The organism is Saccharobesus litoralis, from assembly GCF_003063625.1.
GTDB lineage: Bacteria > Pseudomonadota > Gammaproteobacteria > Enterobacterales > Alteromonadaceae > Saccharobesus > Saccharobesus litoralis.
The window spans coordinates 681,557-693,451 of record NZ_CP026604.1 but is presented as its reverse complement, the minus strand read 5'-3'; the positions used below and the strand labels follow the sequence as shown (position 1 = coordinate 693,451).

Here is an 11,895-nt window from a genome sequence, read left to right as displayed (position 1 = left end):
TTATCTAAATTGGCGAGTATTTATACTTCTGAAGCCTATAAATCACTTCACCCTTGTAGGTGAGCATTTATGCTTATAAAGCATGTAAATTTACCCACCCTTGTAGGTGAGCATTTATGCTTACAAAGTATGTAAATTTACCCACCCAAAAAAGTAAGACTAAAGTCTCATCTACGGTAAAGACTATGCTGATAACCCATATCGGCTAATATTTTCATGAGTTTTTGGCCATACTCGACATATAAGTCATAGCTTTTATCGTTTGGCGTATTGAGTGCTGCTGGATCATGAAAAATAGCCGCTAAATGTGGCTCAATGGAGATCCCTCCGTCATAACCACTGGCTTGTAGGTCTGCCAGAATTTCTTTGACATAACCTTGGCCTTCACCCGGCATGGTGTAAGTTTCTTTTTCACCTGGTTTAGGGTTTAACGTGTCTTTAATATGAATATAAGCGACGTGTGGTTTAACTTGGTTATAAAACTCCCAGCCGTCTTGCCATACATCACCGCCTTTGGCGTAATCTTTCATGAAAGGGCTATTGCCAGTGTCATAAATAAGCTTTAAGCCAGGCACATTGTCGATAAGTTCCAAACTGTGTTGCCAGCTCATGCCACCATAATTCATACAGTTTTCATGCACAGGTGTTAGGTCATGCGCGTGAAACAGGCTAACAATTTCGCGTAAGCGCGCAAAACGTTCTTGGGCAAATTGTTCTTGCCCTTCACAGCGTTGATAACTCATTATGCGGATCAGTTTGGTGCCTAAACGCTTCATGCGCGGTATTGCACGTTCGACTTCGGCCAGCGTGATATCAAATGGATCGTTAACACTCTTTGCCCAATTGGCAATCGCCGAACCAAAACAGTTGATATGTACCCCAGCAGATTCTAATTTGCCTACGGCAATTTCGAAGTCTTCTTCTGTTAAATCATGAATGTTCTTGCCATTAATATTACGCGATTCGATAGCGTTCCAGCCTAATGCTTTGGTGGCTTTGATTTGTAAATCGAGATCTTGCGAGGCTTCGTCAGCAAATCCGGTTAAATACATTGCGAGTTCCTGTAAACGTTAAGACTTGCCAGTAAAGGCTTGGGTTAGTTGTTCGGCTTGCGGCCAGCTTTGCAAAGGTAAGCTTACCGGTTGTCCACCATTCGCTGCGGATTGATAAATCGCACCAATTAACTCGATTGCCTTGCGGCCTTCTTGGCCATCAACAATTGAAGGGCGGTTTTCATCGATGGCGGCTAATGCTTCTTCAAAGTTGCGTTGATGCCACGAGAAGTCAATCGCTTTAGGATCTGCTGCACCGGCACCTTTGGCTGAGGCGTTAACCCCATAGGTTTTTAATATTTCGCCATCGTTGTCTTGTTTGTCTTGGAAGTCCCAAACTGAGAATTTGTCGTCGACCATAAAGGCCGAGCCTTGCATACCACAAATTTGTACCTGAGCCGGATGACCGGTTTCAGAGTAACAAGTTGTAGAGGCTTGGATCACGCCACGCGCACCATTTTCAAATTGCAATATGGCGACTAGGACATCTTCGACTTCTATATCTTTGTGGCCTTCAAGCCCAGCAAAAGCACACACCCGTGTGACATTGCCCATGACGTGTAATAACAAATCAACCGTGTGGATAGACTGATTCATTAACGCGCCGCCACCGTCTAGTGCCCAAGTACCTCGCCAAGCACCGCTATCGTAATATTCTTGAGTGCGGAACCATTTAATTGATGCTTCGGCTAAGGTGATCTGCCCAAAGCGGCCATTATCAACCGCGTCTTTTAAAATTTGGGTTGATTGATTAAAACGGCGGGGTAAAATCCCTATCAGTTGCACACCTTGATCGTTACAGGCTTGGATCAATGCATCTGTTTTATCTGTGGTGACTTCAATCGGCTTTTCAACAATAATGTGTTTACCGGCTTTGGCTGCAGCTAAACCAGGATCTAAGTGCGCGCCACTTGGTGTGCAAATCGTCACTACTTGCATGTCGTCATTGGCTAAAAAAGTATCAAGATCATTGTACGCTTGGCATTGATGCTGTTCAGCAAACGCCGTTGCTTTTTCTAGGTTACGGTTATAAACGGCGACTAGCTCAGCGTTTGGCATGGCTTTTATTGCTTCAGCATGAAATTGCGCGATCATGCCCGCACCTATGATGCCGATTTTATGTATCTTGTTTGACATTTATTTATTCCTTACAGGCGACAGGATCTGGGGTCGCTTGGCGTTTGATCATCATGTAAATTTGCCCAGCAATGGCGGCGACAATAAAACTAATTACAAAATAACGACCGAGTGGAATACCATCGACTGATTTGTTCCAAGCGCCGTAAGGGCCAAAAGCCGCTAAACTAATCGCGACAGTCGACACGCCCATTAATACATTCCACACAACACGTTGTTTACCGCTAGGTCGGTTGTCGCCCATTGCACGTTTTGAATTAAATAGTAGTAAAAAGGCGATATAAGCGGTTGGTAGAAAAATAAAGCCAATTGTGCCAGTAATGGTTGCCAGGTAAGAGGCTGATCCACCAGACCACACCACGAACCAAAGCAATCCAGTAGCGCCCATTAGGGTGGCTAATTTATGCTGACGTCCGCCGTGTTCATAACCAAAAAATTCACACACACAGAACCCACATATCAACATGAGAATGGTGATGGTTGAGATCCCCATGGCCAATATACCTAAGCCGAAGATCAAGTTAGCCATGTCAACCCCAACTACACCTTCGAGTGCCTTAGTAAATGAGCCTGTGTCACGCTTAATGAGGTAAGCGGCCATCATCATTTCTTGATTATCCAAAGGAGCATCCACTGCAGCTTGGCGTTTATCGAGTATTGATTGCAAGCCAGATTGCACTTTGGCTGAGGCTTGCTGATTAACTTGATACACGCCATTTTGTTCGATTAAGGCATCTTGTGGATTACCATGGAAAGTCGCCGCGGCGGCGATGACCACACAAGAGGTCGCCAAAACAAATGGAATTAACATTCCCGTTGATAAATCGAACACGGCTAAGCCACGGAAGTTTTTATTCCAACCGCGAGAAATAATGGAATAGGGCATCATAAACGTCATGTTTACCCCTACGGCAAATGCCGCGCCTGAGATCAATACGGTTTGTTGAATACTAACAATTTCATCACGCCAGTAGGCTTGCACATTTTCTGGTAATTTGTGTAATTGGTCGCCCAAAGCCCCAACGGGATCGGTAAAGTGGCTTAAGCTAGGAATGAAGCCTGCAAAAACTTCACTCAGGCTAATAGTGTGGTCGATAAATAAAATTTTGATACTGACGGCCATAAAGGTCACCACAATACCGCTAACAATCACCTTTAACACAGTATCAAATACTTTTTGGCCTTTTCCGCCTTGACCAAACTGCATAACTACCGCGGTACAAATAGCAAAAATGGCTAAAGAAATAACCACTTTATTGGTTAATTCACTGCCAAAGCTTAAACCCAAATTGTCAGTGATTGCCGAATAAGACAGGGCATACTGCGGCATTACCCAAATTAAATTGGCGAGTAACGAGGCAAATAACCAACCCCAAGCCAGTACGGGGTTGATTTGGTCACGGATGAGTTTGTAGGGCGATTGGCCAGAACTTAGGGTAACGTACGCAATGGCAGATAGCATGACGACACCCATTAACATGGCGAGTACTTGTACCCATAAAAATTCGACGCCGCCAACAACACCGATAAACAGCGCGCTAGCCAGTGAACCGCCGCCAAGCGTGATACCGCTTTGCAACCAACCGGGTCCAGACATACCCAAATAGGTTTTTATGGTTGCGCCTGTTCCAGCTTGCTTAGCCGCGAGAATTCGTTGTTCGTCTTGGTTGATGTTTTGTTGAGTCACGGTTTGTCTCGCTGTTATATTTCAGTGATCTGAATATTGCGGAATTTAACTGTATTGGTGCGATCACCGTTCTTTTTGAATGCCCAACTACCGTGATGTTGAATACCAATGAAACCTTCAGCGGTTTTTTCATCAATAACATGAGTCGTTAATACATTATTTACCCAAATTTTAATTTCACTGCCCTTGGCTTGGATTTTGTATTTGTTCCACTCTAAATGTTTATAGGCATTGGCTTTGGTTTCATCCCATTGCTTGGTGATGTTTTGTTTGAAGTCCGCATCTGGTGCCGAGCGTTTGTCGTGCAGTGGGTGTAACCATTGGCGTTTTGTGCCTTGTTCATATAGGCCGCCACTCCACTTACGGTCACTTGGGTCAACCTCAGCTTGGTAGCCAAATGCATAGTTGCTTTTTTTCTTTTCGTTGTAGGCCACGTCAGCGCGAAAAATAATACCTGAGTTTGAGTATTCCTTAACGTCAGGCATTTTGATTTCGGCTTCTAAAATGAAGTCTTTGTATTTTTGTTTGCTTAATAAAAACCAATTACCGGTAGAAATTAGGTGAATTTCGTCGTCAACAATTCTTGCCTCACCATATTTATAAACATTTTGCCAAGCATCTAAATTGTTGTCTAAACGTTGACTGGATTGAGTTGAAACGCAAGCACTCAAGCTTAAGCTGATAGCAAGTGCAGTGATTAATTGACTGCCCTTATTTCTAACGATAGAAAACATTGTTGTACCTCAGTGTGTGCTAATACAGCACTTTATTATTTATAAAATTTTGAGTATCAGTTTGTCGTTGATGGTTTATTAATGGATTAAATTATTGGTAAACCAATTATTTTTAATCATATTTACGCGTCATTTGACCTTGTGTTGAGTGTAAAACTCATTAAATAAAATCGCTTTTATTACGCTAAGTCACGGATTTTATTAGATATACAAGATAAACAGGCAATAAACCTTATATTCAATCAGTTCCCATTATGCACACTTAACCATATTGGTCAACCAAAGTTTAATTGGTTGACAACTTTGCTAATGGTGCGCACAATAGAATAAAAATAGACTTGGTTGAGTGTTGCGCTTAACACATATATAGAGCAGTGTCGTGAATAAAAGACCTTATCAAATAATTGGTGAACAACTTAGGGAAGAGTTGCTTAAAGGTAACTACAAAGTTGGTGACCGTTTACCGCCAGAGCGTGATATTGCTGAACGGTTAAATGTCAGTAGAGCGACAGTGCGTGACGCTATGATCATGCTTGAATTGGAAGAGCTAGTTGAAGTGCGCAAGGGCTCAGGAATTTATGTCATTGAAGTCCCAAGCCAAAAGCCAGCGCCTAGTGCGGCCAATGAAAACGTATTTACGATTGCCGATAACATGGGCGTATTTGAAATGCTGCAAGCCCGTCAGGTTATTGAAAGCCACATTGCTGAGTTTGCTGCTAGTCAAGTGACTAAAAACGACGTGGTTCGCTTACAAGAAGCTTTGCAATTAGAGCAGGATGCTATCGCTAATAACGCAGATAATGAAACAGGTGACAAAGCGTTTCATATGGCGATTGCTGAGGCAACCCAAAACAGTGCGTTAGTCGATATTGCTAATCGCTTGTGGTTGCAGCGCCAATCTAGTCAGCCTTGGCAAGTGTTACACAAACGCTTAGCCGATTTGAATTATAGGCAAAAATGGCTGGGTGAACATCACGCCATTTTTACCGCTTTAAAGCGTAAGCAACCAGAGCAAGCGAGACGTGCGATGTGGCAGCACTTAGAAAGCGTTAAACAAACTTTATTAGAACTGTCAGATGTCGATGATCCAGCATTTGATGGTTATCTTTTTGATTCATATTCTTTACAAGCTCGGTAGGAATTTTCATGCAACAAACATGGCGTTGGTACGGCCCAAATGATGTCGTTACCTTAGACGATATTCGACAAGCAGGGGCGACAGGTATCGTCACTGCATTACATCATATCCCCAACGGAGAGGTGTGGAGCTCAGAAGAAATTGCGCAACGTAAGCAAATAATTGAAGAAAAATCTTTAACTTGGTCTGTTGTTGAAAGTGTTCCTGTTCACGAAGCCATTAAGCGTCAAACACCTGGTTTTCAGTTGTACATTGACAACTATAAGCAAACCATAGTGAATTTAGCGCAGCAGGGCATTAAGACTATTTGTTATAACTTTATGCCTGTTCTTGATTGGACTCGTACCGATTTATCGTATGAGCTGGCAGATGGTTCACGCGCTTTACGTTTTAATGCAGACGCACTAGCGGCCTTTGAGTTATTTCAGTTAAAGCGCCCAGGCGCAGAACTCACATATAGTGACGAAGAGCAAGCTCGTGCCAAAGCGTATTTTGACACTATGTCGAGCGTTGAAAAGCAAACACTAATCAACAATATTATTGCGGGTTTACCAGGGGCAGAAGAGGGCTATACCTTGGAAGAGTTTCAAGCTCAATTAGACGCCTATAAAGGAATAGATAAAGAGCAATTTCGCCAACATCTGGCCTATTTTTTACGCGAAATATTGCCAGTTTGCCAAGAGTTTGGTGTGCAAATGGCGATCCACCCAGATGATCCTCCGCGTCCAATTTTGGGGCTTCCACGTATCATGTCGACTATTGAAGACATAGAGTGGTTAACCACAGTTTCTGATGCAATCGAAAACGGCATTACTATGTGCACCGGCTCGTATGGTGTGCGCGCGGATAATGATTTAGTTGAAATGATCAAACGTTTTGGTGAGCGGATTTATTTTGCGCATTTACGCGCTACGCAACGAGAAGAAAACAGCGATAGTTTTTATGAAGCCGCTCATCTTGATGGTGATGTGGATATGTACAACGTGGTTTATGCCTTGCTTCAAGAAGAAAACCGCCGCAGAAGTGCTGGTCAGGAATTACTGATCCCGATGCGTCCCGATCACGGTCATCAAATTTTGGATGATTTAAATAAAACGTCTAATCCTGGTTACTCGGCGATTGGCCGATTAAAAGGTTTAGCTGAAATCCGCGGTTTAGAGTTAGGTTTGAAACGAGCATTTTTTAGCTAGTATATTCTTCTCGCTCAAGTTTTATGGTTCATTGTCTGCGCTTGCTCACCCCAATCACATAATAGAGCATATGCTCATGGGGCTTCGAAGCTTGACGGCTTCCCCTAAAACTCGATCGCTTTGACTATAGTTAGAAGCTAGTCTTAGTAGGTAGACAAGCAAGAATGCTTGTCTATTTTCCCCAATTAAGTTGCGTAGTCTGCCAAGAATCGACCGGTTTCCCATTTAATATCGCCGGGCGATAGCGCCATTTTTTGATTGCTTTAATCCCTTCAGCATCAAAAAAACCTTTGGGTTGTGATTCAAGGATCACAACATCGCCGATCCTGCCATCTTCTTTGACAACATATTTAGCTTTTATATAACCCGAAAGCGATTTATTTGAGGTATTTTTAGGAAACCTAGGGGTGACTCTAACAATAGGTTTACTGATTTGATTAACTTCACTTTGCTGGTATACCTTGCTTGGGGTTGATAAACAACCCACAAGCATAATTGTAAAACAAGCTAGTGCTATGATTTTATTCATGGTTTTTATAATTTTTACTGGTTAATGGTTTTGAATAGGCATGACCGACTCTAACGTTGTTCCTACTTTCATATCGTGATAATAAATATTGACGTTGTATTGGCAAGATTTTTTGTTATAGGCACCCCATTTAGGGTACACAAAACGGCCGTCGTTGGTGCGATGAAATACGCTTTTCTTGTCGTCTGAAATTTTGGCTTGGTACAACTTGGTTTTTAGGTTGTCTAATTGCTGTAGCTCGCCGTTAAACCAGAATTGCACAACACCACCAAAATCATCCTTGTTTACTTTGACGCGAACGATTAACGACACCCACTCACCTTGGGGTATAGCTTTACGCCAAAGTATCGCACGGCGCTTAAATTGCCCGACTTTTTTGCTGTAATCAGCGCCAAACACGTTTAATGTAAGATCACCGTCGTATTCCATATTAATGGGGTAATTTTGATTGTGGGGGCTGGCCGATTTCCATTGAAAAACCGTGATCTCTTTATCAATTTTCGTGCCGTCTGCCGTATCTATTTTCCAATTCCATGCAATATATAGATCGTCGCCTTCTTTAGGCGATAAATGATTAATTTTACCTTCAAAGCGCGCAAACTCACCGCGTTTACGGTTAATCGGCTTATTAATATGCCAAACCTTACCATAGCGCGGATCAGTCACAATACTGGCAGTTGATGCGGCAACGCCTTTTTCATCGCCTTTAACCTTGCAATAATCTTGCGGGTAATTGCCATCGTCCAATCGTTTAAAAAAGTCAGTAACCTTATTACTTTTATTTGGATCTGCAGACCAAATAATTTCAGCTGAAGAAGGGAAAATATTGATAAAAAATACAAATAGGAAGACGCTTAATTTTTTCATAATTTCTAGCTCACTTAATTAGGATCGGGCGTAAGCCAGTTCCATAAGCATTATAAGTATTTGCTAGGGCAGGTTTTACACCTGCTAATGCTGTTTAATACATAGCATTAGCTGAAATGCATTGTGCCCTACGGCCATTAAATTCAGTCGATGTTTTACATCTTGTTACTTTGCACCGCATCCGTAATCGCTTTAAAGTAATCATTACTTCTAAATTGCGAAACCGGCGACCAAGCGGCGTTTTCTCGTGGTAAGTGCTGACTGAGTTGGTCTTTTATTCCTTGGTAATCTTTGTTGTTGGCTATGTTGTGCCATTCATTGGGATCAGTTTTGTGGTCATATAACTCCTCACTACCATCTTCGTAACGAATATAGCGATATCTATCGGTTTTCACCGCATGGTTATTCGGACCAAATGTGGTCACTGCAGCGTGTTGCCATTGCGCATCAGGCTTGAAAAGTAACGGGGTTAGATCATTACCTTGGTTGTATGTGTTTTCTGGCAATCCACACATTTTGACTAAAGTTGGGTACAAATCCAGCAAGCTAACAGGACGTGAACTCACTTGTTTGCCCGATGATTTTGGTGGCTTGATTATCAGTGGTGTCTTTGTTGATGTTTCCCACAGAGCCATTTTAGCAAAGCGGTTTTTTTCGCCAATGTCATAACCATGATCGCCCCATAACACGACAGCCGTATTGTCGGCATATTGGCTATTATCTAGCGCATCTAATACTTTACCAATACAAGAATCAACAAATGAAACGCTGGCTAGGTAAGCTTGTACTATATATTTCCATTGTCCAGATTCTTTTGCCCATTCAGTGGTTGGCATCATTTTAAATTCGGTGATCCGTTTGGCTATTTCTGGAACATCGTCCATATCATCTTTCAAATACGGTGGTAATTCGATGTCCTCAATCGGATGCATATCGAGCCATTTTTGCGGCACAGTCCAAGGTACGTGTGGACGTAAAAAACCACCCGCAAGGAAAAAGGGCTTGTCATGCTCCCGTTCTAATTGCTCGATCAACCAATTGGCTGAGTCATAATCTGGCATTTGATCGTCGCGTTCAGGGTAGGCTCCCCAGTCGGTACTTGTGCCTTTTTTATCCCAATTTAAGGCTTTAGGTGCATAAGGGCCGAACATTTTTACGCGACCGCCAAACTCATCAAAGCTGCCTTCAGCCACATCTTGATGGAATATTTTACCAACCGCAGCCGTGTAATAGCCGTGTTGTTTAAAATATTCACTTAAGAAGATGGATTGCGCTGCTTTATCATTGGCGGATTTAATATCATTGTCGTGCACATGACCATATATACCAGTAGTTGAAGGCGCTAACCCTGTCATTATGCTAGCTCGTGATGGGCCACACAAAGGAGCGGGGGCATGAGCATTGGTAAAGGTTGTGCCTTTTGCAGCTAATCGGTCAATATTGGGTGTTTTGGCATTGGGGTGTCCACCTAACGCGCCTACCCAATTATTTAAATCATCAACCGCCAGCATTAATACATTTGGATATTGCTTTTTAAGATCGGTTAACCAATCAAATTGAGTAGAACAAGCCGCAGTCAATAAACTTGCGCCGCCTAAAAGAAAATGTCGCCTATTAATCATTCTGTAACCTGTAGTTGGAACGCCCAATGTTTATCTTGTAAGGCAGGTATAAAACCAGCCTTCAATTTTATTACTTCTACTTACGTTGTTCGTAAGCAATTTTTCTGGCATTGGCTTCAATAAAGTAGAAGTCGCCATACACAATAGGTGTATCAATTTCACCGGCACTGCCCATATTGCCCGTTGCTTCTGCTAAGACAAAACCTAAACCTAAGCTATCTTTGCGGGTTTGGTTACGGTCAGTTCGGTAATTATTTGTTAACTCAAGCATAATCTTATCTGCCAGATCTGCGTACTTTTGGCTCTTGGCATCATCTTTGGTGATGATGGCGAATTGATAAAGTGCCGATGCAAACAGAGCAGAAGCCGAGGTATCACGTGGTATTTTTTGATGGTTTGCTGGGTATGGTTTAGAGCCACAAGGCACAATTTTATCACCTTGTATTACGTCTTCTCCGTACCAGTTTTTCTTGCCTTGCAGACGCTTAAGCGATTCATCAGATAATAAAGATGCGTCGAGTCTTTGCGGTTTGTAACCTTTATAAGGTGTGATGTGGTCTTCTAATCGTTTTGCACAAAGCTCTAAAATCCCCGAGTAGATTGCAGTATCTGGCGATACGTTTTCAGCGTATTCATAGGCGTTGTCACGTGCTGCCCAAAAGTCCCAGTAAGGTACGTACTCATCACCGAGTAAATGCTCAATACTGCCCAACAAACGATTGAGATGGTTGTCAAAATCAGGGTATTTGCTTAAATCGACCTTGGTTTTAGCCATGGCTTCTACAACCGTTAAATAGCCATACAAAGACCAACCTTGACCGCGCGCCCAAGCAGAAACATTACCTAAACCTTGCCAGTTACCCGGCTTATTCTCGCCGTAATCAAATACGTGATACGACAATGGGTATTGTTGCGCCTTGTCCGCCTCATCGTAAAAATAGTGGTTCTCCAGCGTATATTTAGCATGGCTAAAAGCGATTTCGTGATAGCGCTCTACGTCACTGTCGAACAGAAACTCTAGGTTCATCATATTGTCGATGATCACAGGGAACTGCCAAGGGTTTGATAATGAATAAAGGTCAACTTTTTGCTCACCATTTTCAATCGTGGTTAGCTTCATATGTGGCGCCCAATCCCATGAACGGATTAGACCTTTTTCATCACTAAATCGGGTCGCTAAAGCCGCTCGACCTACATCCAAGTACTGACTATATTGTTGACGTGTTTTGCTATCTAGCTCGTCATAGTGCAAGGCTTCACCATATGAGTCATATAATAAAAAGCCTAAGTCATGAGTAGAGGTTCTGCCTACGTCACTTTCTAGGGCTTGTTGGAAATACTTGGCACTGTCGTATAGTTTTTGCTCTTGTCCGCTAGACCATTGAATATTGTCTTTGTTACTTAATAACTTCCACATCACACCTGGAAAGAAGCCATTGGTCCATTTGCCATATTTATCGACAAAAATGGCACCGTGCTCTTGCGAACGGGGAATGCAAAGCATGCTTGGGTCTTGCTTACATTCAGGGCGGTAATATAAGTTCTGCTTGTTTTCTACGTGACTGATCATTTTTAAATACTGATCTTTGGCAAAGGTGAGGTTGTCTTGTGCCATAGTGACAGAAAAGCTGAATGATTGTGTTGCAGGAGCAGTGACTGGTTTTGTCACTGTTTTTGCCATTGGTTTGGCTTCTTCTACTTCAGGCTGTTTTGAACAGCCAGCTAAGACTAATAAACTGGAAATTAAGGCGGCAGGGTAGATTTTTCTCTTAATCATTTTCACTTACTTCGTATTGTTGAATTACGCAATAAAACGGGTTGCTGTAAAAGAAAAGCTAGCTAACTTCACATTTACTACCCCCTAAAAGCAGATATTTTATTTAAAAGCGCTGCACATTGAGTATATATTATATCATATAAAATCTTTACTGGTCGTTAT

At 42.4% G+C, this 11,895-nt stretch carries 10 protein-coding genes; 2 read left to right on the top strand and 8 right to left on the bottom strand.

Annotated elements, in window-relative coordinates; genetic code table 11:
* Window positions 1-167: 167 nt before the first annotated feature.
* From C2869_RS02605 to C2869_RS02590, 4 genes are read right to left on the bottom strand one after another with little or no spacing between them, the layout of a single operon-like run.
* The gene (locus C2869_RS02605) at window positions 168-1,052 is read right to left on the bottom strand and encodes a sugar phosphate isomerase/epimerase family protein (protein WP_108601473.1); all 885 of its coding nucleotides are present in this window, start codon (window positions 1,050-1,052) and stop codon (window positions 168-170) included.
* Between the two features lie 18 nt (window positions 1,053-1,070).
* Window positions 1,071-2,189 carry a Gfo/Idh/MocA family protein gene (locus C2869_RS02600; RefSeq protein WP_108601472.1) on the bottom strand — a complete coding sequence of 373 codons (1,119 nt, stop codon included), beginning with the start codon at window positions 2,187-2,189 and terminating at the stop codon, window positions 1,071-1,073.
* Window positions 2,190-2,193: 4 nt separating this feature from the next.
* Complete coding sequence (locus C2869_RS02595) at window positions 2,194-3,876, bottom strand: divalent metal cation transporter (protein WP_199915621.1); 1,683 nt, start codon at window positions 3,874-3,876, stop codon at window positions 2,194-2,196.
* A gap of 14 nt (window positions 3,877-3,890) precedes the next feature.
* Window positions 3,891-4,610 carry a 3-keto-disaccharide hydrolase gene (locus C2869_RS02590; RefSeq protein WP_108601471.1) on the bottom strand — a complete coding sequence of 240 codons (720 nt, stop codon included), beginning with the start codon at window positions 4,608-4,610 and terminating at the stop codon, window positions 3,891-3,893.
* Window positions 4,611-4,989: 379 nt separating this feature from the next.
* Here C2869_RS02590 and C2869_RS02585 point away from each other — a divergent pair, with 379 nt between their 5' ends.
* The gene (locus C2869_RS02585) at window positions 4,990-5,748 is read left to right on the top strand and encodes an FCD domain-containing protein (protein WP_108601470.1); all 759 of its coding nucleotides are present in this window, start codon (window positions 4,990-4,992) and stop codon (window positions 5,746-5,748) included.
* A gap of 8 nt (window positions 5,749-5,756) precedes the next feature.
* Entirely contained in the window at window positions 5,757-6,938 is a 1,182-nt protein-coding gene (gene uxuA, locus C2869_RS02580; protein ID WP_108601469.1) for a mannonate dehydratase, read from the top strand.
* A 172-nt stretch (window positions 6,939-7,110) separates the two neighbouring features.
* Here the strand turns inward: uxuA and C2869_RS02575 are convergent, their stop codons facing one another.
* The 4 genes from C2869_RS02575 to C2869_RS02560 all read right to left on the bottom strand — a co-directional run bounded on the left by C2869_RS02575 (window position 7,111) and on the right by C2869_RS02560 (window position 11,733).
* Window positions 7,111-7,467 (bottom strand): energy transducer TonB, encoded by a 357-nt coding sequence (locus C2869_RS02575; protein ID WP_108601468.1) that lies wholly within the window; start codon window positions 7,465-7,467, stop codon window positions 7,111-7,113.
* Window positions 7,468-7,488: 21 nt separating this feature from the next.
* Entirely contained in the window at window positions 7,489-8,334 is an 846-nt protein-coding gene (locus tag C2869_RS02570; protein ID WP_108601467.1) for a heparin lyase I family protein, read from the bottom strand.
* A gap of 155 nt (window positions 8,335-8,489) precedes the next feature.
* Window positions 8,490-9,956: a sulfatase gene (locus tag C2869_RS02565; protein ID WP_199915620.1), complete on the bottom strand. Its 1,467-nt coding sequence runs from the start codon at window positions 9,954-9,956 to the stop codon at window positions 8,490-8,492.
* A gap of 76 nt (window positions 9,957-10,032) precedes the next feature.
* Window positions 10,033-11,733: a hypothetical protein gene (locus tag C2869_RS02560; RefSeq protein ID WP_108601466.1), complete on the bottom strand. Its 1,701-nt coding sequence runs from the start codon at window positions 11,731-11,733 to the stop codon at window positions 10,033-10,035.
* Window positions 11,734-11,895: the final 162 nt, after the last annotated feature.